At 60.9% G+C, this 25,148-nt stretch carries 24 protein-coding genes; 11 read left to right on the top strand and 13 right to left on the bottom strand.

Translation table 11 applies throughout. The features are described 5' to 3' along the window. Positions 1–26 precede the first annotated feature (26 nt). The 11 genes from nrdR (at position 27) to HRH33_RS23835 (ending at position 8,233) form a co-directional block, all read left to right on the top strand. The gene (gene nrdR, locus HRH33_RS23885) at positions 27–497 is read left to right on the top strand and encodes a transcriptional regulator NrdR (protein ID WP_034100969.1); all 471 of its coding nucleotides are present in this window, start codon (positions 27–29) and stop codon (positions 495–497) included. Continuing rightward, positions 494–1,630, top strand: a complete 1,137-nt coding sequence (gene ribD, locus HRH33_RS23880) for a bifunctional diaminohydroxyphosphoribosylaminopyrimidine deaminase/5-amino-6-(5-phosphoribosylamino)uracil reductase RibD (RefSeq protein WP_167418218.1) — start codon at positions 494–496, stop codon at positions 1,628–1,630. Before nrdR ends, ribD begins: the two co-directional genes overlap by 4 nt. 45 nt (positions 1,631–1,675) lie before the next feature. Beyond that, entirely contained in the window at positions 1,676–2,338 is a 663-nt protein-coding gene (locus HRH33_RS23875; protein WP_167418217.1) for a riboflavin synthase, read from the top strand. A gap of 15 nt (positions 2,339–2,353) precedes the next feature. After that, a complete protein-coding gene (gene ribBA / locus HRH33_RS23870) occupies positions 2,354–3,445 on the top strand; it encodes a bifunctional 3,4-dihydroxy-2-butanone-4-phosphate synthase/GTP cyclohydrolase II (RefSeq protein ID WP_034100966.1) in 1,092 nt (363 codons plus the stop codon). 88 nt (positions 3,446–3,533) lie between these two features. Further along, a complete protein-coding gene (ribH, locus tag HRH33_RS23865) occupies positions 3,534–4,010 on the top strand; it encodes a 6,7-dimethyl-8-ribityllumazine synthase (RefSeq protein WP_034100965.1) in 477 nt (158 codons plus the stop codon). After that, positions 4,007–4,507, top strand: coding sequence for a transcription antitermination factor NusB (nusB, locus tag HRH33_RS23860; RefSeq protein ID WP_034100964.1), 501 nt, complete (start codon positions 4,007–4,009; stop codon positions 4,505–4,507). The genes ribH and nusB overlap by 4 nt, the downstream gene beginning before the upstream one ends. 18 nt (positions 4,508–4,525) lie before the next feature. Then, on the top strand, positions 4,526–5,491 hold the full coding sequence (gene thiL, locus HRH33_RS23855) for a thiamine-phosphate kinase (RefSeq protein ID WP_034100963.1): 966 nt from the start codon (positions 4,526–4,528) through the stop codon (positions 5,489–5,491). Positions 5,492–5,557: 66 nt separating this feature from the next. After that, positions 5,558–6,286 carry a substrate-binding periplasmic protein gene (locus tag HRH33_RS23850; protein ID WP_167418216.1) on the top strand — a complete coding sequence of 243 codons (729 nt, stop codon included), beginning with the start codon at positions 5,558–5,560 and terminating at the stop codon, positions 6,284–6,286. Between the two features lie 128 nt (positions 6,287–6,414). Beyond that, the gene (gene ribA / locus HRH33_RS23845; RefSeq protein ID WP_034100961.1) at positions 6,415–7,032 is read left to right on the top strand and encodes a GTP cyclohydrolase II; all 618 of its coding nucleotides are present in this window, start codon (positions 6,415–6,417) and stop codon (positions 7,030–7,032) included. Continuing rightward, positions 7,029–7,448, top strand: coding sequence for a hypothetical protein (locus HRH33_RS23840; protein ID WP_034100960.1), 420 nt, complete (start codon positions 7,029–7,031; stop codon positions 7,446–7,448). Before ribA ends, HRH33_RS23840 begins: the two co-directional genes overlap by 4 nt. Continuing rightward, a complete protein-coding gene (locus tag HRH33_RS23835) occupies positions 7,445–8,233 on the top strand; it encodes a cobalamin-binding protein (RefSeq protein ID WP_167418215.1) in 789 nt (262 codons plus the stop codon). Before HRH33_RS23840 ends, HRH33_RS23835 begins: the two co-directional genes overlap by 4 nt. A gap of 7 nt (positions 8,234–8,240) precedes the next feature. On the opposite strand, the gene HRH33_RS23830 is transcribed toward HRH33_RS23835, so the two are convergent. The 13 genes from HRH33_RS23830 to HRH33_RS23770 all read right to left on the bottom strand — a co-directional run bounded on the left by HRH33_RS23830 (position 8,241) and on the right by HRH33_RS23770 (position 25,120). Further along, complete coding sequence (locus tag HRH33_RS23830; protein WP_167418214.1) at positions 8,241–10,130, bottom strand: TonB-dependent receptor domain-containing protein; 1,890 nt, start codon at positions 10,128–10,130, stop codon at positions 8,241–8,243. Between the two features lie 84 nt (positions 10,131–10,214). Beyond that, the gene (gene dxs, locus HRH33_RS23825) at positions 10,215–12,113 is read right to left on the bottom strand and encodes a 1-deoxy-D-xylulose-5-phosphate synthase (RefSeq protein WP_034115241.1); all 1,899 of its coding nucleotides are present in this window, start codon (positions 12,111–12,113) and stop codon (positions 10,215–10,217) included. A gap of 111 nt (positions 12,114–12,224) precedes the next feature. Then, complete coding sequence (ispA, locus tag HRH33_RS23820; protein ID WP_167418213.1) at positions 12,225–13,112, bottom strand: (2E,6E)-farnesyl diphosphate synthase; 888 nt, start codon at positions 13,110–13,112, stop codon at positions 12,225–12,227. Further along, positions 13,109–13,351: an exodeoxyribonuclease VII small subunit gene (locus HRH33_RS23815; RefSeq protein ID WP_003194556.1), complete on the bottom strand. Its 243-nt coding sequence runs from the start codon at positions 13,349–13,351 to the stop codon at positions 13,109–13,111. Before HRH33_RS23815 ends, ispA begins: the two co-directional genes overlap by 4 nt. Positions 13,352–13,425: 74 nt before the next feature. Further along, positions 13,426–14,565 carry a Fic family protein gene (locus HRH33_RS23810; protein ID WP_167418212.1) on the bottom strand — a complete coding sequence of 380 codons (1,140 nt, stop codon included), beginning with the start codon at positions 14,563–14,565 and terminating at the stop codon, positions 13,426–13,428. Positions 14,566–14,905: 340 nt separating this feature from the next. Then, entirely contained in the window at positions 14,906–15,220 is a 315-nt protein-coding gene (locus HRH33_RS23805; RefSeq protein ID WP_034100954.1) for a hypothetical protein, read from the bottom strand. 1 nt (position 15,221) lies between these two features. Next, a complete protein-coding gene (locus tag HRH33_RS23800; RefSeq protein WP_173603564.1) occupies positions 15,222–19,838 on the bottom strand; it encodes an RHS repeat-associated core domain-containing protein in 4,617 nt (1,538 codons plus the stop codon). A gap of 250 nt (positions 19,839–20,088) precedes the next feature. Continuing rightward, entirely contained in the window at positions 20,089–20,721 is a 633-nt protein-coding gene (gene ycaC, locus HRH33_RS23795) for an isochorismate family cysteine hydrolase YcaC (protein ID WP_034100941.1), read from the bottom strand. A 450-nt stretch (positions 20,722–21,171) separates the two neighbouring features. After that, entirely contained in the window at positions 21,172–21,945 is a 774-nt protein-coding gene (locus tag HRH33_RS23790; protein WP_034100940.1) for a LexA family transcriptional regulator, read from the bottom strand. A gap of 214 nt (positions 21,946–22,159) precedes the next feature. Continuing rightward, complete coding sequence (ppa, locus tag HRH33_RS23785) at positions 22,160–22,687, bottom strand: inorganic diphosphatase (protein ID WP_003176323.1); 528 nt, start codon at positions 22,685–22,687, stop codon at positions 22,160–22,162. Positions 22,688–22,796: 109 nt separating this feature from the next. Further along, a complete protein-coding gene (locus tag HRH33_RS23780) occupies positions 22,797–23,612 on the bottom strand; it encodes a M90 family metallopeptidase (RefSeq protein ID WP_034139435.1) in 816 nt (271 codons plus the stop codon). A gap of 6 nt (positions 23,613–23,618) precedes the next feature. Next, positions 23,619–24,275: a DedA family protein gene (locus HRH33_RS23775; protein ID WP_123479421.1), complete on the bottom strand. Its 657-nt coding sequence runs from the start codon at positions 24,273–24,275 to the stop codon at positions 23,619–23,621. A gap of 386 nt (positions 24,276–24,661) precedes the next feature. Then, positions 24,662–25,120 (bottom strand): GNAT family N-acetyltransferase, encoded by a 459-nt coding sequence (locus tag HRH33_RS23770; RefSeq protein WP_167418181.1) that lies wholly within the window; start codon positions 25,118–25,120, stop codon positions 24,662–24,664. Between the last annotated feature and the right edge of the window lie 28 nt (positions 25,121–25,148).

Here is a 25,148-nt window from a genome sequence, read left to right as displayed (position 1 = left end):
CCTCCCATTTTTTGTTGCCTGCCACCATGCACTGTCCCTTCTGCGGTGCCAACGACACCAAGGTCATCGACTCGCGACTGGTCGCCGAGGGCGATCAAGTACGTCGCCGGCGCGAATGCCTGGCCTCTGGCTGCGGTGAACGTTTCACCACCTTCGAAACCGCCGAACTGGTGTTGCCACGGCTGATCAAGTCCGACGGCAGCCGCCAACCCTTCGACGAAGAAAAACTGCGCGCCGGTATGCAGCGCGCCCTGGAAAAACGCCCGGTGAGCGTCGAGCGGCTGGAAGCGGCCCTGGCGCATATCAAGCACAAGTTGCGTGCCACCGGCGAGCGCGAGGTCAAGAGCCTGGTCGTGGGCGAACTGGTGATGGGCGAGCTGCAAAAGCTCGACGAAGTTGCCTATATCCGTTTCGCCTCGGTGTACCGACGCTTTCAGGACCTCAACGAGTTCCGCGAAGAGATCGATCGCCTGGCCCGCGAGCCGGCCAAACAATGAACCCGCCTTGCGCCGAACAGGCCGTGCTCGACGCCCACTACATGGCCCGTGCCCTGGAGCTTGCGCGCAAGGGCGTGTACACCACCCATCCCAACCCTCGGGTCGGCTGTGTGATCGTGCGCGATGGGCAGATTGTCGGCGAAGGCTGGCATGAGCGCACCGGCGAGCCCCACGCCGAGCCCAATGCCCTGCGCGCCGCCGGCGATAAAGCGCGCGGCGCCACGGTGTACGTGACCCTCGAACCTTGCAGCCACCATGGCCGCACGCCGCCATGCGCCGATGCGCTGGTGAGTGCTGGCGTGGCACGGGTGGTGGCCGGGATGCAGGACCCCAATCCGGAAGTCGCCGGGCGCGGCATGCAGCGTCTGGCGCAAGCCGGGATCGAGGTGCTCAGCGGCGTGCTGGAAAGCCAGGCGCGAGCGCTGAACCCGGGCTTTCTCAAGCGTATGGAACACGGTCTGCCTTTTGTGCGGGTCAAGTTGGCGATGAGCCTGGACGGTCGCACCGCGATGGCCAGCGGCGAAAGCCAGTGGATCACCGGCCCCGCCGCCCGTGCCGCTGTGCAGCGCCTGCGTGCCGAGGCCAGTGTGGTCTTGACCGGTGCCGACACGGTGCTGGCCGACGGCGCGCGGCTGACCGTGCGTGCCGCCGAACTGGGCCTCGATGAAGCCACGACCGCCTTGGCCATGTCGCGCCCGCCGTTGCGCGTGTTGATCGACGGCCGCCTGCGGGTGCCGCTCAATGCGCCGTTCTTCAAGGCCGGCCCGGCACTGGTCATCACCTGCGTGACCCCGGAAAACCAGTTTCCCCGTGGCCCTGAATGCCTGGTAGTACCGGGCGTCGACGGCCAGGTCGACCTGCGTTCGGCGCTGGTGGCGCTGGCCGCGCGAGGCGTCAACGAAGTGTTGGTGGAGGCAGGGCCAAGTCTGGCCGGCGCGTTTGCGCAGCAGGGCCTGGTGGACGAATACGTGATATTCGTCGCCGGCAAGTTCCTCGGCTCCGCCGCCCGCCCTTTGCTGGACTGGCCGCTTGAGAAACTGGCCGACGCTCCCCAACTCAAGATCACTGACATGCGCGCTGTAGGCGACGACTGGCGAGTCACCGCCATCCCTGTGCCATCAGCCAGCGTATAATTTCCGGCCTGCGCACCGCGCGGCCCCGTTTTCCAGGAGAAGGCCATGTTCACCGGCATTATCGAATCCATCGGCAGCATTCGCACCATGACCCCCAAGGGCGGCGACGTACGCCTGCTGGTTGAAACCGGCAAGCTCGACCTGGGCGACGTCAAACTGGGCGACAGCATCGCCGTCAACGGCGTGTGCCTGACCGTCATCGAACTGCCGGGCAATGGCTTTGCCGCCGACGTCAGCCGCGAAACCCTGGACTGCACGGCGATGAACGATCTCAAGGCCGGCAGCCCGGTCAACCTGGAAAAAGCCCTGACTCCGACCACCCGCCTGGGCGGTCACCTGGTCAGCGGCCACGTCGACGGCGTTGGCGAAGTGGTGTCGCGCAGCGAAAACGCGCGGGCGGTGGAATTCCGCATCCGCGCGCCAAAAGACTTGGCCAAGTACATCGCCCACAAAGGCTCGATCACCGTCGACGGCACCAGCCTGACCGTGAACGCCGTCAACGGCGCCGAATTCGAATTGACCATCATCCCGCACACCCTGAGCGAAACCATCATGGCCTCGTACCAGCCGGGTCGCCGGGTGAATCTGGAAGTGGACTTGCTTGCCCGTTACCTGGAGCGCCTGTTGCTGGGCGATAAGGCCGCAGAGCCGACTGCCGGGAACATCACCGAAAGTTTTCTGGCCGCTAATGGCTACCTGAAATCCTGACCAAGGGGGTGCCACGTGGCGCTCAATAGCATCGAAGAACTGGTTGAAGACATCCGCCAAGGCAAGATGGTCATCCTGATGGATGACGAAGACCGCGAGAACGAAGGCGACATCATCATGGCCGCCGAAGCCTGCAAGGCCGAGCACATCAACTTCATGGCCAAGCACGCCCGTGGCCTGATCTGCATGCCCATGAGCCGCGAGCGCTGCGAACTGCTCAAGCTGCCATTGATGGCGCCGCGTAACGGCTCGGGTTTCGGTACCAAGTTCACCGTATCGATTGAAGCCACCACCGGCGTGACCACCGGCATCTCCGCCGCCGACCGCGCGCGCACCGTGCAGGCCGCCGCCGCCAAGGACGCCAAGGCTGAAGACATCGTCAGCCCCGGCCATATCTTCCCGTTGATGGCCCAGCCCGGCGGTACCCTGGCCCGTGCCGGCCACACCGAAGCCGCCTGCGACCTGGCGCGCATGGCCGGTTTCGAACCCAGCGGCGTGATCTGCGAAGTGATGAACGATGACGGCACCATGGCCCGTCGCGCCGAACTCGAAGCGTTTGCCGCCGAACACGGCATCAAGATCGGCACCATCGCCGACCTGATTCACTACCGCATGATCCACGAACGTACCGTTCAGCGGATTGCCGAGCAGCCACTGGACAGCGAACTGGGCCAATTCAACCTGGTGACCTACCGTGATTCGGTGGAAGGCGACGTGCACATGGCCCTGACACTGGGCAATATTTGCGCCGATGAACCGACGCTGGTCCGCGTGCATAACATGGACCCGCTGCGCGACCTGCTGATGGTCAAGCAACCCGGCCGCTGGAGCCTGCGCGCCGCCATGGCCGCGGTTTCCGAGGCTGGCAGCGGCGTGGTGCTGTTGTTGGGCAACCCGGTGGATGGCGACGTTTTGCTCGCGCATATCCGTGAAACCGCCGAGCAGACCCAGGTGAAAACCCCCACCACCTACAGCATTGTCGGTGCCGGTTCGCAGATCCTGCGTGACCTCGGTGTGCGCAAAATGCGCCTGATGAGCGCACCGATGAAATTTAATGCGATATCCGGTTTCGATCTGGAAGTTGTAGAATACGTGCCCTCCGAATAAAGGCCGGCGATTTCTGCCCCTTGTTCGCGGTTAAATCATCACTGAGGGACGCACTTTTCGCGTCCCGGCTCTTTAAGAGATTTGTCGAATGACCCTGAAGACCATCGAAGGTACCTTCATCGCCCCCAAAGGCCGCTATGCCCTGGTGGTTGGCCGCTTCAACAGCTTCGTGGTTGAAAGCCTGGTAAGCGGTGCCGTGGACGCCCTGGTTCGCCACGGTGTGAGCGAGAGCGACATCACGATCATCCGCGCCCCTGGCGCCTTCGAAATTCCGCTGGTTGCGCAAAAAGTGGCCCAACAGGCCGAATACGCTGCAATCATCGCCCTGGGCGCGGTCATTCGGGGCGGCACGCCGCACTTCGAATACGTGGCCGGCGAATGCACCAAGGGCCTGGCCCAGGTGTCCATGGAGTTCGGCGTGCCGGTTGCGTTCGGCGTGCTGACCGTGGATTCCATCGAACAAGCCATCGAGCGTTCCGGCACCAAGGCCGGTAACAAAGGTGCCGAAGCTGCCCTGTCCGCCCTGGAAATGGTCAGCCTGCTGTCGCAGTTGGAGGCCAAGTGATTTCCGACGAGAGCGATCAGTTCAACCCTCAGGACCCACGCCCTGCGGATGCCGGCAAGCCGTCCAAGAGCGAGAAGCGTCGCAAGGCGCGTCAACTTGCGACCCAGGCGCTGTATCAGCGCCATCTGGCAGGTGCTTCGCTGAACGAAATCGAAGCGCAGTTTCGCGTCGATAACGACTTTACCTTCGCCGATCAAAGCTATTTCCACGACATCCTGCACGGCGTTCACGCCAGCTTGACCGAGATCGACACGGCCCTGGCACCTTGCCTGGACCTGACCATCGAGGAACTGGACCCGGTAGAACTGTGCGTCATGCGCCTGTCCACCTGGGAACTGCTCAAGCGCGTCGACGTACCGTACCGCGTGGTGATCAACGAAGGCATCGAGCTGGCGAAAGTCTACGGTTCGACCGACGGCCACAAGTTCGTCAACGGCGTGCTCGATAAGCTGGCCCCGCGCCTGCGCGAAGCCGAAGTCAAGGAACACAAGCGCTGATCCGCGCTTGAGTTCTCGATGGGTGAGTTTGAGCTGATCCGCACATACTTCGCCGCCGCGCCTTGTGCGCAGGGCGGCGAAGGTATTGCCCTGGGGATCGGCGACGACTGCGCCTTGCTGGCGCTGCCCCCTGGGGAGCAACTGGCAATCTCCACCGATACCCTGGTGGCCGGCGTGCATTTTGCCGACCCCTGCGATCCGTTCCTGCTCGGCCAGCGCTCGTTGGCCGTGGCGGTGAGCGATCTGGCCGCCATGGGCGCCCACCCCCTCGCATTTACCCTTGCACTCACCACGCCGAGCGTCGATGCCGATTGGCTGCAACGCTATGCCCAGGGGTTGAACGCCATGGCGCAACGCTGCGGCGTGGGCCTGGTGGGGGGCGATACCACGCGCGGGCCGCTGAGCCTGACCATGACCGTGTTCGGCCGTGTACCGGCGGGGCAGGCCCTGACCCGTAGCGGCGCGCAGCCAGGTGATTGGCTGTGCGTGGGCGGCGAACTGGGCAACGCCGCCGGCGCCTTGCCGCTGGTGCTGGGCCAGCGCAGCGCCGAGGCGGCGGTCGCCGAGCCGTTATTGGCCCATTACTGGTCGCCGCAACCGCAACTGGCACTGGGATTGGCGCTGCGCGGCAAGGCCACGGCGGCGATGGATATTTCCGATGGGCTATTGGCCGATTGTGGGCATATCGCCAAAGCCTCGGCTGTCAGCCTGGTCATTGAGCGGCAGGCGCTGCCATTGTCCAAAGCTCTTTTGGCATTCGTGGGTGACGAGCAGGCGCGGGTGGCCGCCCTGAGCGGTGGCGACGACTATGTGCTGGCTTTTACTCTGCCGCCCGCGCAGCTGGCGCCGTTGCTGGGCGACGGCTGGCCAATTCATGTGATCGGCCGGGTCGAGGCAGGCCAGGGAGTGACCCTGCTTGACGCCAATGGCCAGGACATCACACCCGCCGTGCGCGGCTACCAACATTTTCGCGATGCACCCTGAAGCGGCGGCCTGGGCTACCCTCAATAGCGTAATCCCTGATGCAAGGCTCTGTAGGAGGTCGCCCCCATGGGTGTACGCCGCTGGTTGCTGACACTGCTGTGCTTCGCCGCGACGCTGTTGCAGGCGCAGGAGACTCCCGTGTCACCTGCCAAGGTTACGCTGGCCAGTGAGGCGTGGGACGGCTACACCAATGCCGACGGCAGCGGCCTTGCCTGGGACGTGATGCGCAAGGTTTTCGAGCCGGCGGGATTCACTGTTCAAACCCGCACCGAGCCCTACACCCGAGCGGTTGGCCTGGCCCAGCGCGGCGAGGTGGATGGCTGGGTCGGTTCGTACCGTGACGAAGTCAAGGATGTGCTGTATCCCCGCTGGCACTACGATTCCGACCCCATTTACGCCCTCGGCCTGGCCACTTCCAAGGCGCCGAGCCTGGCCACGCTGGGGGAGTATCGCCTGGCCTGGGTGCATGGCTACAAATACGAAGCGTACTTGCCGAGTGTACGACGTTTTAACCAGATACGTCGGCGCGACGGTATTTTGCCGATGCTGCAACACGGACGAGCCGACTTCTACATTGATGCCTTTACCGAAGCACAGGAAGTCCTCAATCAGGCGCAAGACCCGTCGATCTTTCGGTTGACCCACCTGACTCAACTGCCCCTCTACGTGGGCTTTGCCGACAACGAGCACGGACGCGGCCTGCGCGCCGTATTTGATCGGCGTATGGACTCGCTGGTGAAAAGTGGCGAACTCAAACCGATTTTCCAGCACTGGAAACAGCCCTATCCGTTCTGACCTGCATAGAACCGAGTTGAAGGCCAATCGAACCGATTGATCTTTATCAGCGAGAATTCAGCTTAAGCGTCTGTCAGAACCTGCTGTTACAATGCCGCCTCTGTGAAATCTGAAATCAGGAGCACACGGTGCCCGTCGTTTTCGTCGCCGCTTCCAAGCTGCCTACCCCTTTTGCCACGTTCACCATGAGCGGCTTTCTTGAAGAAGCCACCGGGCGCGAGCACGTTGTGCTCAGCCTGGGCGACATCGCCGATGGCGAGCCCGTGCTCGGCCGTCTGCACTCTGAGTGCCTGACCGGCGATGCGTTGTTCAGCCAGCGCTGTGACTGCGGCTCGCAGCTCGAAGCCGCGCTGCAGGCCATCGCGCGGGAAGGTCGTGGCGTGTTGCTGTATTTGCGTCAGGAAGGCCGTGGCATTGGCCTGCTGAACAAAATCCGCGCCTACGAATTGCAGGATGGCGGCGCCGATACTGTGGAAGCCAACGAACGTCTGGGTTTCGCGGCCGATCAGCGTGACTACGCGATCTGCCTGCCGATGCTTGAGCACCTGGGGGTCAAATCCCTGCGCCTGATGACCAACAATCCGCGCAAGGTCAAGGCCTTGACCGACATGGGCATCACCGTGGCCGAGCGCGTGCCGCTGCACACGGGGCAAAACCCGCACAACAAGCTCTACCTGGCGACCAAGGCCAGCAAGCTCGACCACATGATGGGCAACGAGCATCAAGGTGAGGTAGACCGCGCGTGACTCGGGGCCAGGTCAAGCGTCGGCTGTCCGTCAACTGGTGGCAGTATCTGGCCCTGGCGCTGTTGCCCTTGTTTGTGATCAACCTGGTGTTTGGCCAGGCTGAATCCTTGCTGCCGGTGTTGGCCATGCCTTTCTTTATCGCGGGTGTGGCCTCGATGTTCCTCAGCCTGCGCTACTTCAACGGCTATAAACACGCGTTGATCGCCACCTCCAAAGCCCTCGACACCGCCGAAGAACCCGGCGCCTGGATCACCTTGGCGGCCCGTCGCCGTACGGCGCTGCTGGTGGCCGCGCTGCCCGCGTGGATCGGTGCGCTGGCGGTGTTCGTCGGCCTGGAGGCGGTGCCGTTGTTTCTATTGGCGCTGTCGACGATGGTGCTGTTTTACCTCTACCGCATCCCGCGTCAGTTGGGATGATGCGCCGCTGGCTGGCGCTGCTGGTGTTGGCGCTGAGTGCCCAGGCCCTGGCGGCCGAGCGGGTGGTCAGCCTGGCGCCGTCGCTGTCGGAAATCGTGATGGAACTGGGTGCCGCCGACCTGCTGGTGGGCCTGCTCGACGGTGGCGAGCGCCCGGCGGCATTGGCGCAGGTGCCGTCCGTGGGGCGTTACGGGCAGTTGGACATGGAACGCCTGCTCAGCCTCAAGCCGGACCTGATCCTACTGTGGCCCGGCAGCGTCGGCCCGGCCCAGCGCGCGCAGTTGCAGCGTTTGAATATCCCGGTGTACGTCGCCGAACCCCACAATCTCGAACAACTCACCACCCAGGTTCAGGCCATCGCCGAGCGGCTTGGGCGTGTCGACGCCGGCCGGCAATTGGCCGAGCCGTTGCGCCAGCGCCTGGCCGAGCTGCGTCAGCGCTACCGGCGTGCCGAACCTTTACGAGTGTTTTACCAGGTGTGGAACTCGCCGCTGTACACCGTGGGCGGTGGGCAGATCATCAGCGACGCGTTGACGGTCTGCGGCGCACGCAATGTGTTCGACGACCTCAAACTGCCGGCGCCGCAAGTCAGTATCGAGTCGGTGTTGCAGCGCAATCCCGAGCTGATTCTGGTCAGCGATCAAACGCAAATGGACGCCTGGAAAGCCTGGCCAACCATGGCCGATCGCGTACGGCAGGTGCCCGATAAAGGCCTGGAGCGGCCCAGCGGGCAGATGCTGGAGGCGGTGGGGCGGTTGTGCCAGGTAATTGCGCCGGACCTGTGACTGAGCCTCAGATTTCCGGAGTCCAGGTCACACCGAACAGCCATACCCGACCTTCTTCGCGGTAATCCTGATTGTTGATAAACATCGGATCGTCATAGCTGTAACGCGCCCGCGCGTAGGACTTGTCCAGTAGGTTGTCGACCTTCAGCGACAGCGCCACTTCCCGGTTGATCGCCCAACGGCTGCGCAGCCCGAGCAACGCATAACCGCCCAGGCGTTGTGCATTGTCGGCATCGTCATAGCTGCTGCTGATTGCCTGCCAACTGGCGCCGAGGCCGAGCTGATCGAATTGCCGGTCCAGGTCCAGGCTCAACGTGCGACGTGCGCGACGGGCCAGGGTGTGGCCTGTGCTACGGTCGCGCGGGTCGATAATCGACAACCCCAGATTGCCCTGCCAGCCGAACAGGTCCTGCTTGAGTGCCGCTTCCATGCCGTTGATACGCGCCGACGCCACATTCTGCGGCTTGCCCGTGCTGTCGAGGATGATTGCGTCGCTCAAGTCCGTGCGGTACAGCGAGGCCTCCAGGCGTGTGCTGTCACTGAGCTGGCTGCGCCACTGCAGTTCGTAGCTCTTGGAGGTTTCGGGTTGCAGGTCGGGGTTGCTGTACCGCGTGTCGGGGTAATACAGGTCGTTGAAGGTGGGGGCGCGAAAGCCTTCGCTGTAGCTCAGCAATACATCATTGTCGGGGTTGATCGGCAAGGTCAGCGTGCCGCTCCAACTGTTCTGCGCGCCGAACTGCTGATTCTGGTCACGGCGCAGGCCCAGTTCCGTGGAAAACCACTCACTGTGAAACCGATGCTGCACAAAGGCCGCGCGGTTCCAGCGCCTGTTTTCACTGAACGCGGTGGAGCCGTGGAAGCGGTCTTCATACCAGTCACCGCCGAGGATCAGGCTGTTGTGTTCGTCCAGGGTCAGGTCGTTCTGCCAGTTGACCGAGTCGCGGTAGGTGTTGAACACACTGAAGTCGTCGCTGAGGGTGTCACGCTTGGTGTCGCGGTTCTCGCTGTGGCCCAGTTCCAGGCGTGACTGCCAGCGCGGGTTGAACGTGGCATCGAGGTAACCGCTGGCACTGCTGACGGTGTAATCGGTGTAGGGCTTTTGCCCCAGCGTCTGGCCGCTGGCGGCGTCGTAGCGGCCGAAACTGTTGTCGTACTCCGACTTGCCACGGCTATCGAGCAGGTTGAAACCCGCCTCCAGCGCCTCGCTGAATGAATGGCTGAGGTTAAGACTGAGGGACTGGTTACGGTAAGCATCGTGGTCGCCGTCAGTGGGAAAGGACGCGTGGGTCGAGTTGATGCCGGCGGTTTCATCCAGGCTTGCGCCCAGGTTGAACCGCGTGTGTTCATCCCCGCCTGACAGACCGAGGCTGCGCTGCCAGGTCTGAAGACTGCCAAAGCCCAAGGTCAGACGTGGCTGCAAGCCTTGCTCGGCGTTGCGTCGGGTGAAGACTTGAATCACCCCGCCAATTGCATCGCTGCCGTAGATCACCGAGCGCGAGCCGCGCAGCACTTCCACGCGCTCGATCTGATCGACACTGAGGTATTGCAGGCCGCTATCGCCGGAGGTGGTATTGGCGATGCGCTGGCCGTCCACCAGCACCAGGCTTTGGGCGGACTTGGTGCCGCGCAGGTAGATCCCCGGCAAACTGCCGCGCCCGCCGGTGGGCGCCACTTGCACGCCAGGCACGCGGTTGAGCAGGTCGGTAAGGCTGGTCGGTTGCAGGCGGTCGATATCGTCGCGGGTGAACACCGTGTTGGCGGCGCTGCTGTCATTGCGCGCCTGGACCTGGCGGTTGGTGCTGATGACGATATCGGGGAGTTTCAGCGCATCGTCGCGGGTGTCGGCGAGCAATTGCGGGGAGGGCAGGAGCAGCAAGGCAAAGTACAGGTGTTTCATGGGCTGTCCATGGCGTTGAGGAGGGCACAAATCAAATGTGGAAGGGGGCTCTTGCCCCCTCCCACATTCCTTTGGTCCCGGTTTCTACAGGCCCAGCAGCGCCATGCGGTTGCGCACAGAGGCTTCAACCCCGGCCTCATCCAGCCCGCATTCGGCCAGCATCTGCGCCGGCTTGGCATGCTCGACGTACACATCCGGCAAGCCCAGGTGCAGCACCGACTTGAGGATATTCTCCCGCGCCAGGTACTCGCTGACCGCTGCACCGGCGCCGCCCATGATGGCGTTTTCTTCCACCGTGACCAGCAACTCGTGACTGCCAGCGATCTCGCGCACCAGCGCTTCATCCAGAGGTTTGACGAAGCGCATGTCGACCACCGTGGCGTCGAGCTTCTCGGCGACTTTCAAGGCTTCGGCCAATTGCACGCCGAATACCAGGAACGCCACCTGGCTGCCCTGGCGACGCACGACGCCCTTACCGATCTCGATGGGCTCCAGGTCTTTTTCGATCACGGCGTTCGGGCCGTTGCCGCGTGGGTAACGCACCGCAGCCGGGCCGTTGTACAGATGGCCGGTGCTGAGCATCTTGCGCAATTCGTTTTCGTCGCTCGGGGTCATCACCAGCATGCCTGGGATGCAGCGCAGGTAGGACAAATCGAAACTGCCGGCGTGAGTCGGGCCGTCTTCGCCCACCAGGCCGGCGCGGTCGATGGCGAACAGCACGTCGAGGTTCTGCACCGCGACGTCATGCACCAATTGGTCGTAACCGCGCTGCAGGAAGGTGGAATAGATCGCGACCACTGGCTTGGCGCCTTCGCAGGCCATGCCGGCGGCGAACGTCACCGCGTGCTGCTCGGCAATCGCCACGTCGAAGTAGCGCAGCGGGAAACGCTCGCTGAACGCCACCAGATCCGAGCCTTCCTTCATCGCCGGAGTGATGCCCACCAGGCGCGAGTCGGCGGCGGCCATGTCGCACAGCCACTCGCCGAACACCCCGGAATACTTCGGCCCGCTGGCCTTTTTCGGCGCGGCGGCGGGAGCGTCCAGCGGTTCGAGCTTGGTGATCGCGTGATAACCGATCGGGTCGACTTCCGCCGGGGCGAAGCCTTTGCCTTTTTTGGTGACGATATGCAGGAACTGCGGGCCCTTGAGGTCACGCATATTGCGCAGCGTGGCGATCAGGGTCGGCAGGTCGTGGCCGTCGATGGGGCCGATATAGTTCCAGCCCAGTTCTTCGAACAAGGTGCCGGGCACCAGCATGCCCTTGGCGTATTCCTCGGTGCGCCGGGCAATTTCCCACGCGCCGGGCAGACGCGAGAGTACCTTTTTGCTGCCTTCGCGCATGCTGGCATACGTACGGCTGGAAAGAATCTTGGCCAGGTAGTTGGACAAGCCGCCGACATTGCGCGAGATCGACATGTCGTTGTCGTTGAGGATCACCAGCATGTTGGCGTCCACTTCCGGCGCGTGGTTCAGCGCTTCGAACGCCATGCCGGCGGTCAGTGCACCATCGCCGATCACGGCAATCGCTTTGCGATCACTGTTTTGCAGGCGGGCGGCAATCGCCATGCCCAGTGCCGCACTGATGGACGTGCTGGAGTGGCCGACGCCAAAGGTGTCGTACTCGCTCTCCGAACGACGCGGGAAGGCGGCGACGCCGTCCTTCTGGCGCAGCGTGCTCATGCGCTCGCGACGGCCGGTGAGGATTTTATGCGGATACGCCTGATGGCCCACATCCCACACCAGCCGGTCGTCCGGGGTGTCGAACACGTAATGCAGGGCGATGGTCAGCTCGATGACGCCCAGGCCGGCACCGAAATGCCCACCGGTCTGACCGACCGTGTAGAGCAATTCCAGGCGCAATTCATCGGCCAGGGTTTCCAGCTCGGCTTCACCCAGACGACGCAGGCCGTCCGGCGTGGCAGCACGGTCGAGCAGGGGCGTGGACGGGCGCTTGCGGGGAATCTCTTGAAACGTCGTGGGCATCAGGCGAATCGTTATAGGTATAGAAAGAGGCGGCAGTTTACCTCAAGCATCGCAAACTGCCCACGCGGAGCGCCGAACTTGGCCGATATGCGGCCGTAATGGCCGTGGTTATCAGTGGCGGCGTTCGACGATATACCGCGCCAGATTACGCAACGGCTCGGCCGCCGCGTCGAAAGGTCGCAGGGCCGCCAGGGCCTGGTCACGCAGTTCCAGGGCGTAGACCTTGGCAGCGTCGAGCCCGAGCAGCGCAGGATAGGTCGGCTTGTCCCGGGCGATATCGGCGCCCTGGCGTTTGCCCAGGGTGGCGGTGTCACTTTCCACGTCGAGAATGTCGTCCTGCACCTGGAAAGCCAGGCCGATGGCCTGGGAGTAGGTTTGCAAGGCTGCCAATTGCGCAGGCTGCGCACGACCGCTGGCCAGCGCGCCCAACTGCACGGCGGCCTCTATCAGCGCACCGGTCTTGTGGCGATGCATGTGTTCGAGTGCTTTTTGATCCAGCTTGAGGCTGACCGAGCCCATGTCGATGGCCTGCCCGCCGACCATCCCGGCCGGGCCCGCAGCCTGCGCCAGTGTGGTGACCATGCGCAGGCGGATTTCGGCGTTGACGCTGCTCAGGCGCGGGTCCAGCAATGCGCTGAACGCCAGGCTTTGCAGGCCATCACCGGCCAGGATGGCATAGGCTTCATCGAAGGCTTTATGAGTGGTGGGCTGGCCGCGACGCAGATCGTCGTCGTCCATGGCCGGCAAATCGTCATGTACCAGGGAATACGCGTGAATCAACTCCACCGCGCACGCGGCGCCATTGGCCTGCTCGGCCGGCGCGCCCAGCGCTTCACAGGCTGCGTACGCCAGCAATGGGCGCACGCGCTTGCCGCCATTCATCACGCTGTAACGCATGGCTTCATAGAGGCGATTCATTTCCGGGCTTGGCGCTACGAACAAGGGTTCCAGCGCCGCATTCACCCGGGCTTGGCTACTGGCCTGATACGCGTCGATCATTCCGGCTGTTCCGCGTCGAAAGGTTCTTCGGCCAACTCCCCGTCACGTTCCAGCAACACCTGCACCTTCTGCTCCGCCTGCGCCAAAGCGCTCTGACAGTCGCGGGTCAGGCCGATGCCTTGCTCAAACGCTGTCAGCGAGTCCTCCAGCGACAACTCGCCGTTCTCCAGACGCTCGACCAGAGCTTGCAGGTCAGCGAGGGATTGTTCGAAATCGAGTGCAACTTTTTTGCGGGCCATGGCGGCTATTCCGGTAGACGGTAAACCGGCGCGACACTAGCAGACATGGGGATTCTGGGCAAATGAGCGGGGTGTCACTTGCCTGCTGTATTGACCTGATAACGCGTGCTGCGGCCGCCTCCGGGCAGACGAACCAAGCAGTTTTTTTCCAGCAGGTCAGCCAGGTGTCGCGTCGCTGTCGCCTTGGAGACCTTTGCCACCGCTTGGTACTGCGCCGCGCTGATGCCGTGTTCGAAGCTCTTCTCACCACCGTCGAGCAGTCGATTGAGAACCTTGATCTGTTCAGCAGACAAAGGGAGGTCGCGGTGTTGCTGCCAGAACCGACTCTTTCCCAGCACTCGGTCAATCCGCGCCATTGCCTGCTGCACGCTGCGTAACAGGGTTTTAAGGAACCACTCCAGCCAGTCAGTGATATCCAGTGAGGCCTTCTGGCTGGATTCCAGTGCGTTGTAGTAGCCGGTGCGGTCTTCGAGGATGCTGGCTGACATGGCATAGAAACGGATGGCCTGGTGTTCACCCTGGGCCAGTGCCAAATCGGTGATAGCGCGTGTCAGGCGACCATTGCCGTCATCGAAGGGATGCAGTGTGACAAACCAGAAGTGCGCGACGCCGGCGCGTACCAGCGGGTCCAGTTCCGGCTGATCGCGGCTGGTTTCGAACCACTCCAGAAAATCCGCCAGTGCCTGCTCCAGTCCCAGACGTGGCGGGGCCTCGAAATGCACGGTCGGCCGATCAAGCCGGCCCGACACGACTTGCATTGGCTCATCTCCCCTCAAGGATCCAATATTGAGCGCTCGAGCGGTATAGCCCGCTTCCGGGACCGGGAACAATAAGTGATGCCATTTCAATAGGCGGGCGAGGGTAAACGGCTGGGTGAATTGTTGAGTGGCATCCATCATCAACTCGGCGAGGCCTTCGCTGCGGCGGCTTACCTGACCGTCTTCCATCGCTTCCAGGCCCATCCGCCTTGCCAGGGACGAGCGCACCGAGCCGACATTCAACTGTTCACCCTCAATCGCCGAGGACGTCAGGATATTTTGCAGCAGCGCATCCAGTTCATTCTGTGCGCTGACTGGCTGGCTGACGGAGCCGAGCATGCCCAGCAACTTGCCCTGGGCTTGTCCGCAATCGCGCAGCAACGGCGCGAGGCGACCGGGTTGCCAGTGGAAGTGCGGCCAGTCGGCGTGTTGCCAGATCCAGTGCGGATGAGCCATGGTTGAATGCCTGGGGTGCGTGAGCCGAATAAAGGGGTTATTCGGCTCATTTGGTGAGCCGATTGTGCTTCGGATTTGGCTCAGGGTCTAGGCTGGTGGTGGGTGTGTTCGTAAGTGCACCATGAAATCCATATCAGTTACCTGTATCTTCATTTCACTTCTTTCATCTGCGCCCTGAGTGAGTTCACTGTGGTTTTAGTTGCGCCGTTGATAAGGGTGATAAAAGGTTCTTTATCTGGTGCGTGCATTAGGCTAGAAGAAAAACAGTCCTGTGTAGCTCTTAGTTGTGACGGGGTTCAGGTGAATCAGTTTTTATCACTGACGAGTTTTCAGGAAAATGTCATATCTCTTGTGCGCTATAGCTGCCAGCAACTACGAGAAGAATTTTTTCTCCGCCATTACTCGATGTAAAACAGTAAGTTATTCCAGTTTCGCCAGGTTCTAGTCTGGTTGCTTCTTGCGAGAGCCATGTGTTTTCCTCTTCGTACATATCACATATTTCGGTGCCGACAGCGCCTAAGCCTTGAAAGGCAACTAGATCGTTGAAGGTTATCTCCCATCGTCTTTCCTGCCAGTCTGTAAACTCCATTATCAATGTATTGCGGTTGCATATCAGTTTTTCAATTGTTCCATCTGCCACAGGGAATTTTTTCATGTCAGCTTCCTGGATGTTTTTCACCCGGCAAAAATCCGGTTCCGTGCCCTTCTTCGTAATTATGTGGTAGTACTTTCATTACTAGACTGTTTTTTTCAGCCTGTTTCCAACTGAAGTCGTTGGGCTTTAGCTCTATGTGATAGTGCTCGCCGTGATGTCTCTGTACGAATACACCCTCATCTCCCGGATGGCTCTCAAATCTAATCCGGGTATTACTGTTAGGTTTCCACTCCATTCGCTGAGTGCCATGCTTTGTCGTGGAGACTTTTGGCGCTACTCCTAGCACGTCTGTTAAATCATTAGGATCGCTTGGAAAATGAGAGTGGGCAGTGGGTAGGCTTGGCTGTCCATCATTGTGTCGCGGTACAGGCTCGTCAACACTCAACGATGGTTTACATTCTTTATTCCCTGGGCATGTACTCAGTCCCAGCGGATCCACCCACCCCGTAGGGTTAGGCACATACCGATACCCATTGATCCCACCCGCCAACTTCACCGGGTCTGGCGTCAGGTAGCGACCAATATCCGGATTGTAGTAGCGATGGCGGTTGTAGTGCAGGCCGCTTTCTTCGTCGAAGTACTGGCCCTGGAAGCGCAGTGGGTTGTCGAGTTTGCCTACGTCGAGGCGGGCGATTTCACCGTAGGCGCGGTAGTGGGCGGACCAGGCGATATCGCCCTCGGGGGTGGTGAGTTCCTGGGGTGTGCCGAGGTGGTCGAGTTGGTAGTGGTAGGGCTGTGTTTCTTTTGGACCGAAGCCTTCCAGTAGGACTAGCGGCCGGAAGCTGTCGGGTTCGTAGAGGTAGCTGCGGTGGCGGCCCGCTTGGTGTTCGGCGATAAGTGTGTCGCCTTGCCAGAAAAATTCGGTGGTGAGGCCGTCGACGGTTTTGCTGATACGCCGGCCAAACGGGTCATAGCGGTAACGGGCGGTTTGGCCGTTGGGCCGGGTGATTTCGATCAGCCGGTGCTGGCTGTCATAACGGTATTCGGTGACGAGTTGCTGGCCTTTGCCACGGCGTTCCTGGGTCAGGTTGCCGAAGGCGTCGTAGGTGTAGTGGCGGTCGCCCTGGATCAGCAGGCGGTTGCCGGCGACGATGTCGGGGCCGGGGCGGTTTTGCATCAGCAGGTTGCCGGCCGGGTTGTGGGCGAAACGTTCCTGCACGTCGTGGGAATGATTGGCGCGGGTCAGGCGTTGCAGCGGGTCGTAGCGGTAGTGGTGTTCGCCTTTGCGGGTGTCGAGCAGGCGGGTGAGGTTGCCGGCTCGGTCGTAGTCGTATTGGCGCTGCAGCAGCGGGTGGCTCTGGTGGGTGACGGCGTGGGCGTGCAGGCGCTGTTGGTCGTCGTAGTGATAGTGGCTGAGCAGTTGGCCTTGTTGACGCTGGTGCTCCAGACCGGCGTTGAATAGGTGCGAGGTCAGGGTTTTGCCATTCAATTCAACAGTCGCAAGGTGCCCGCCCTTGTCGCGGTTGAAGGCCACGCGGTTGTTATCCGGCAGGCGCAGGTGCTTGAGCTGGCCGCAGGCGTCGTAGCCATAGCGCAGGGTGCCCCAGCCCTGGTGTTCGGCGGTGAGGCGGTTTTGGCGGTCATACTCGTAGGCCAGCGCCCAGTGGCCGTCGTCGACGCTGAGGAGATTGCCCTGGCGGTCGTAGGTGTAATCGACGGTTTGGCCATCGGGCAGGATTTTTCGTACCAGGCGTCCGGCGTGGTCGCGTTCGTAACGAGTGACGAGCTGACTGCCGTCGTCGCCGTATTCGGTCTTTTCCTGCAGGTTGCCGTTGAGGTCGTAAACGTAAGCGGTGCGCTGCCCATCAAACCCGACTTCCTGTTGGATCAGCCCGTTGGGGTGATAGTTGAGTCGGTAGGTCTCGCCGACCTCGTTTTCGATTTCGGTGAGCAGTAATCGGGCGTTGTCATAGCGGTACTGGACCTGAGTGCCATCGGCATTCAGGCGACGGCTGATCAGGTGCAGGCCGTCAGCGTAGTCGTAGCGGATGACGTGGCCGAGTTCGTCGCGTTCGGCGGTGATTTTTCCGTAGGGGTTGTAGCTGTATTCGCGGGTGGCACCGCCTGGCAGGGTCAGACGAGTCAGCCGACCCACAGCGTCCCACTGGTACTGGGTCAGCGCGCCATGTTCATCCTCGCGCGCCACCTCGCGGCCCAGGTCGTCGTAGCGATAGCGCCTGATGCCACCATTGGGCAACTGCTCCTCAACCAGTTGCCCGCGCTCATTCCACACCAAGCGATGGCAGCTGTGGTCCGGGTACCAGACGCCGGTCAGTTGCCCATGTTTGTTGTAGCTGTAGTCGGTAACGTGACCGTCAGGATCGATCTTACGAATGACATCGCCCTGATCGTTACGCTCGTATTTCCAGACCGCTTCACCCCGGCGCACCACGCGTACGAAACCGTGGTCATGCTCGTAGGTAGTGGGCTCATCTTCGCCGGGAAACAGCGCCACCAGCCGTCCGGCCTCGTCGTACTGGTAGGCCGTCACCGCGCCCAGCGGATCCTGCTCGACCGTCAGCCGGCCTTTAGCGTCGTAGGATTTGAAGTGCTGCGCGCCATCGGGATCGATGCGTTGCACCAATCGCGCACGGTCGTCGTGGACATAGATTTCCTGGCTGCCATCGGCGTTGTGCACCGTGACTTGGCCGTCATCGCCCCACACATAGCGCGTGTCCATCTGCGAGAAGCTGGCCCAGTGCCGCACACAGCGCGCCGCTTTGCCGGAGCGTTCCCACGCCCAGAAGAAACTCGCCCCACCGGCCAGGCCGCGTTCCACAATGACGTGCTGATCGTCGTAGCGATACACCTCGCTTTCGCCGACGGCATTGGTCGCCGAGACCAGTCGGCCCAGGTCGTCATAGGCGTAGGAAACGACGTTTTGCTCAGTCGTCCAGGCATACGGACCACGGCCTTCGGCGCGCTGAATCTGATAATCCACCGCAACAATGCGCCCGCTCCCATAGCGCAGAAACAACGAGCGACCCACCCCGTTATCCACCCGCTCGATACGTCCGAGCACGTCGCGGAAAATTCGCAGGCGGTTGTCATACGCATCGCTGATCGCTGTCAGCACACCGTCGCGAAAGTGGTAGAACCGCGATGCCTGGGCCAGCACCAGCTCATCCGGCGAAGCCCCCAGATAGATCGCTGCTTCGGCCAGGCTATTGGTGATTGCCGGCCTCGCAACGGTGGGGATTGGAAACGAGATAGAGCGATTTTCATGGTCGGTCCACACCACCGAATCGCCTGAAACCAGCAGCCGCTGTGCCAGGCCGTGGCTCCAGCCAAACCCCAGTCCTAAATCGACTTCCACCGCACTGGTGCGATACAGGCGTGTCCATTCAAACGGCAAAATCCCATCCAACGTGCCATCAGTCAGGGTCAGCAATTCCTCGCCGGTGACCATCGATACGGGGCAGCCGTTAGTGACGGTTTTATCCGCAGAAGCCGCCGCATCGCCCTTAGGATTTGTCGCCACGAGCGGTGCATCATCCACAGGCTCTTTTTGCTTCAGCACCGCGTTCTGCCGCGCCCGCCAGCGCATCTGCAGCGTGCCTTGCTTCACTCCGCCGACCACGCCGCGAACCGCTACCGCTTTGTAGCGATCCACCGCCTGCATGAACCTCGTCAGAATCGCCAGCACGCTCTGAACAAAACCAACAGCCGCTTTAACAATCTGTGCGCCATACCTGGCCAACCGCAGGCTCAAATACGCCACAGCCGCCGCCGGCAATGCGATGGTCAGCACCGCGCCAATCACCAGGTCAATCAGCAGCGACACCACAAACCCAGCGGCCACTTGCGCAATCTCACTGGGCGGCAATGCGCCCAACCAGATCATCGCCGTGCGCACCAGCAGGAACAGCGCCGCCTCATCACTGGCGAGCAACATCGCCTGTTCCATGACCTTGGGCGCATCGGTGGCGATTTGTGCCAGCTTGGCCGCTTCGGCTCCCAGCTGTTCGACGTACTTCAACGGGTTTTCAAGAATCGCCTGCACCAGCTTGATGCTGTCCCACACGTCCCGGATCGCGGCCCAACTGCCCGCCAGCACGCCGCTGCCAATCGCACTGGCCGTGGACTGCTGCCAATGCGGCTTGAAGCCTTGCCACTGTTCGCGAAGCCACCGCTCCAGGTCCGCCATCAGCCCGGCGTAGGAGGCGAACAACGCGTCAACCTGCTCCTGGGAAACACCGCCCTGTACCCGAACCTGATAGCGCCCGCCAGCGGCGCAGTGGTGTGAGCCCTTGCCGTGCTCATCCAACATGACCCGCGTGGAACTGCCGTCATCCAGCCTGATCACCTCGACCGGAATGTCGCCAATCGGCACGTCATACACTGAGTCGAATTTGCTCTCTATCTTCAGCTCGCCGCCCAACTGGCACACGGCAACACTGCCGATAAAGTTAGCGTCGCTCATGCTTACGGTTGTCTGCGAGTCACCGACGCGCAACACCCGATCCATCCCCAGCAACGACGGCATATCTGCCGCATGGCTCACCGAATCCACCGTCCGCGAATACCAGGCGCCCATCTGCTGGCGATAAGTCACCAGGCTCTGATGAAAGCCATCCAGCTCATGTTCGATAGAGGCAATGTGGGAAGCGTGGGTCATCCGTGACGTCTCGGCAGAGGGCAAGGCGTCGGAGTCTGCCGCAGTAAAAAGCGGCTGGATGAACGGTGGGGAAAATCAGAAAGGGCTTATGAAGGTCGCGCAATAGTCAGCCCCAATCACAGTTGGGGGCTACTTCAAATGGCGATTATGCTGATTGAAGAGCAGTGCGCTGTGGTTCTCAAAGTTGGAAGCTCGGTTGAATAACGAAAGCCTGCTTTTCAGGGCAGGCTTATCGCACGCTAAGGCTGGCTTACTTCTGATGCGCCGTCAGCGCCGCATACCCATTCATCAAGTTGCGATAGTTCGGGATACGCTGGGACAGTAGATTGCCCAGCCCTTCGATATCGTTACGCCAGTCGCGATGCAGCTCACAAGCCACCGAGAACCAGTTCATCAACTGTGCACCGGCTTGTGTCATCCGGCTCCACGCCGCTTGCTGCACCGTGGTGTTGAACGTGCCGGATGCATCGGTTACCACAAACACCTCAAACCCTTCCGCCAGCGCCGACAAGGTCGGGAACGCTACGCAGACATCCGTGACCACACCGGCAATGATGATTTGCTTACGGCCGGTGGCTTTGATTGCCTTGACGAAATCTTCGTTGTCCCACGCATTGATCTGACCAGGACGGGCGATGTAAGGCGCATCCGGGAACATCTCTTTCAGCTCCGGCACCAGCGGGCCGTTGGGGCCCTGTTCGAAGCTGGTGGTGAGGATGGTCGGCAGGTTGAAGAACTTCGCCAGGTCGGCCAAAGCCAGCACGTTGTTCTTGAACTCGTTGGGTGAGAAGTCCTGCACCAGGGAGATCAGACCGGTCTGGTGGTCGACCAGCAGTACGATGGCGTCGTCTTTGTTGAGGCGGTTGTAGGTTGCAGTGCTCATGGTTGAATCCTTTTTTGTTTAGGTTGGTTGGGCGTTGCGTTCAACATGGGCACAGATTAATGGGTGCTTAGAATGTGATAAACCGGCTGGAATATGTCTTTCTGTCAACTTAAATAGGACGATGGCAAATCTTGTTCGACAGTGCTGCCGATGAAGAGTCGAGCGTTGAAGGGAGACTGAGTGACAGGTGTTCGCAGTGGCGGCGTCGCGGTGGTTGCGACTATAGGAGGGCGTTTCTTACGGACATTAAAAAGCCGGCTTGTGGCCGGCTTCTCGGGGACTGCTTCAATTTGTTTTTGACAAACCTTACCAGCCTTCAAATCGCTCAGCCCACATGGCGTCGGGCTGAATAGTAGGGGCATCCGCGGGAACTCCTCCGCTTCGCCGAGCAGGGTGGATAGCCTTGGGCTACCCCTGCCAAATGTGCGACGGATGATACCCACATTCCTCTCAGTTGCCCACCTCCGTGTCCGATTTAGAGCCTTCCCAGCCTAATAGGTGCTCATCCAGCGGTACCGGAGGGCGGCGGTTGTTGAGGGTGGACCACCAAAACACCCAGCCTACAATCTCGAAGTTCTGTTCGAAGCGTTCCTCGTGGGTGAGGTATTCATCCGGGTGTTCGCTGGCGTTGTGACTGCGCATGCGCAAACCGCCGCCAGGCCGGTTGTAGAGGTATTTGATGCGTAGCATGCCGTCGTGTTCGACGGCGTAGATTTCGCCGTCAATGATTTGGGTACGGCCTTTGTCGATGGCGAGGGTGGCGCCTTGCTGGATGATGTCGATCATGCTGTTGTCGACCATGTAGGCGCCCAGCGCGCGGTCGGGGTTGATGTTGAGGGTTTTGAGAGCGTGCACAGAGATGCGAATACGTTCGGTTGAAGTGAAGGTGGGGTGGAGGGGGATTTCCACATCCAGTTTTTCCGGCGGGCAGGCGGGGCCTGTGAGGTATTTGCCACTTTCTTCGCGGGTGGGGAGTCCTTTCCGTGTACCGGGGCCTTCCAGCAGGAAGTTGGCCGGTGGGTGTTTGGGGCCTTCGCCGGTGCGTAGCCAACGGCTGGAGACACAGAGCAGTTCTGCGATCTCATTGAGTCGGCCCATGGGCACGCCGCGTTTGAACCAGTTGTTCACATGTTGAGGTGTGACACCGCGGTTCTTGGCGAAGTCGGAAGCGGAAAGATGAACTTCCCGCAGTAGCGCTTTTAAACGATCACCTGATTTATTCATAAACGCAGAGTTTACTGGCCGAGAAAACTAATCAAATAAACCATGCGTTGATTTGCACTTGTAGGTTTTTGCTTAGTTGTGGCCTATTTTTTCATTTTTATTGCGCACTTAAACGTTAGTTGCTGTTTGTTGAACTATGCGTTTATTTTTTCCAAAAAAAAGCCCCGAATGAACGGGGCTTTTTCTGATGGACTCAGGCAATGAGGATTCGGTATCAGCCTTTGTAGGCAGCCACCGACTTCATGATCTCGGCACGGGCGGCGTCTGCGTTGCCCCAACCGTCGATCTTCACCCATTTGCCTTTTTCGAGGTCTTTGTAGTTCTCGAAGAAGTGTTTGATCTGTTCCAGCAGCAGTGGCGGCAGATCGGTGTATTCCTTCACGTCCACGTACAGCTGGGACAGTTTGTCGTGAGGCACTGCGATGACTTTGGCATCGCCGCCGCCGTCGTCGGTCATGTTCAGGATGCCGACTGGGCGTGCGCGGATAACCGAGCCAGGGGTAACCGGGTAAGGGGTTACGACCAGTACGTCGAGGGGGTCGCCGTCGTCAGCCAGGGTGTTGGGGATAAAACCGTAGTTGGCCGGGTAGAACATCGGGGTGGCCATGAAACGGTCAACGAACAGGCAGTCGCTGTCTTTGTCGATTTCGTATTTGATCGGCGCGTGGTTGGCCGGAATCTCGATGGCGACGTAGATGTCGTTCGGCAGGTCTTTGCCAGCCGGAATCTTGCTGTAGCTCATTGGGCGTTGCCCCCGTTAGTTGGCCAAGAAACTTGGCCGGATTGGCCTAAAAGTGGCCGCGATTATAGGCACATTCTGACGCCGATGCCATGCGCCAGACGTCGTACGGTCATTCGCCTTGTGGCTGATAGCGCGGGTCAGCGGCTTGCAGTTGGGTCAGGCGGGCCAGGGGATCCTGGCGATAGAAGCGGCTGAGTTGGGCGTATACCTGGGGATAACTGTCGACCAGCAAATCCGGGGCGCTGAAGAAATATTCGCTGGTAACGGCAAAGAACTCCGCCGGGTTTTCCGCCGCGTACGGGTCTATCTGCGTTTCGGCATCGGGGTGGGCGTCCAACTGGCGATTGAGGTCATCAAACGCGCTTTGCATCACGCTGGCCCACTCCTGCACGCGCATGTCGCTGTGCAGCGGCGGCAGGCCGTTGGCGTCGCCGTTGAGCATGTCGAGCTTGTGCGCCAGTTCGTGGATCACCAGGTTGTAGCCTTCCCACTGGCCGCTGGCTAGCACGCCGGGCCAGGCAAGGATCACCGGGCCTTGTTGCCAGGCTTCGCCGCTGTGCTCGCCATCCCACTCGTGCTCGACGCCGCTGGCGTCGCGATGACGTTGCGGGCTGAGGAAGTCGTCGGGGTACAGCACGATTTCGTGGAAGCCCTGATACCAATCGAGGTCGCCAAGGTTCATCAGCGGCAATTGCGCTTGGGCGGCGAGCAGCAGGCGTTGTTCCTGATGCAAGTCGACGCCGGGGAGGGCGGTGAGGTGTTTTTCGGCGAGGAACACCACGCAGGCTTCACGCAGCCACTGGTCCTGCTCGGCGCTGATGCCGTCGAGGAAGGTCAGGTGATGGCGCACCCGCTGCCACGTGTCGTCGGCAATCGGGTGCTTGGCCAGCAGGCGCCGACGACGCCAGGCGCTGAGGGACCACATCGCCGGTTACTGCTGTTTGGCTTCGGAGCTGGTGCGGCCAAAGCGGCTGCGAAACACGCCGATGATCATCGGCACCAGGGACAGCAGAATGATGAACACCACCAACAGCGACAGGTTTTTCTTGATAAACGGCACGTTGCCGAAGAAGTACCCGAGGGTCACCAGGCCGCCGACCCACAGCACGGTACCCAGCACGCTGAAGCCGAAAAAGCGGGCGTACGGCATTTTGGCGACGCCGGCGACGAACGGCGCAAAGGTGCGCAGGATCGGCAGGAAGCGCGCCAGGGTCACGGTTTTGCCGCCGTGCTTGTCATAGAAATCGTGGGTTTTTTGCAAGTAGTCGCGGCGGAAGATCTTCGAATTCGGGTTGCTGAACAAACGCTCGCCGGCGGTTCGCCCGATCACATAGTTGGTGCTGTCGCCAAGGATCGCCGCCAGCATCAACAGGCCGGCCAACAACACCGGGTCCATACCGCCGCCGGCCGCCACCGCACCGGCAATAAACAGCAGCGAATCGCCCGGCAGGAAGGGCATGACCACCAGGCCGGTCTCGCAAAAGATCACCAGAAACAGAATGGCGTAGATCCACGGACCGTAATTGGTGACCAGCAGATCGAGGTAAACATCGAGATGCAGGATAAGGTCGAGCGGGTTGAAATCCATGGATGGCACCTGTGTGAACGGCCCGACTCAGCAGGCCTGTGCGGAAGCTCGGGTAAGTAAGGCTACAAGTGTATGCCGCGATTCTTACAACCCTGAAAGGTGCGCATTATACGGATCGGGAGGTGAAAAGCGTGTGGCTTTTGTAGCGGGGGATGTCGTGGAGCCCGGTCTGCAGATTGCCACCAATTCAGCGTGTTCGCGAAAGTGGTGGGGCAGTCAGACCGTCATCGGGGGCAAGCCCCCTCCCACATTGGAGTAGTGTCAAGGCACCTGGCTCGGAGCGTTTCCCTGCATTTACACCCGCAGAACCGGTCGCAAACCCGCCATGACAATAAGATCAATGTGGGAGAGGGCTTGCCCTCGTTAACAGTGTGTCTATCCGGGCATCAGTCTTCGCTGATCGGCAACGTGTAGTTCTTGAATTCGGTGTCCTCGCGAAAACCCATCGACTCGTAGGTTTTTTGCGCCACCTGGTTATCACTGCTGGTGGACACCCGCAGCCGCACCGCGTGGGTCTCCTTGGCCATTTTCTTGGCCGTGCGCATCAGGTTGTCCGCCACCAATTGGCGACGTGCGTCTTCGGCCACATAAATATCATTGAGGATCCACACCCGCTTGAGCGACAGCGACGAAAAGCTCGGGTACAGCTGGCAAAACCCAAGCAGCTTCTTGTCGTCGTCATCGGCCAGCGCCAGGTAGATCACCGACTCCTTGCGCCGCAGGCGTTTTTCCAGGAAGGCCCGGGACGAGTCCGGGTAGGGCAGCGCCCCATAGAACTCGCGGTATTTGACGAACAAGGGGGTCAACAGGTCCAAGTGTTCCAGGGTCGCTTGAGTAATCCGCATGCCAGGCCTCAACTTCCAAATGGGGTAT

Source organism: Pseudomonas rhodesiae, from assembly GCF_013285305.1.
Classification (GTDB): domain Bacteria; phylum Pseudomonadota; class Gammaproteobacteria; order Pseudomonadales; family Pseudomonadaceae; genus Aquipseudomonas; species Aquipseudomonas rhodesiae.
This window is presented reverse-complemented; position numbering and strand designations above follow the sequence as displayed.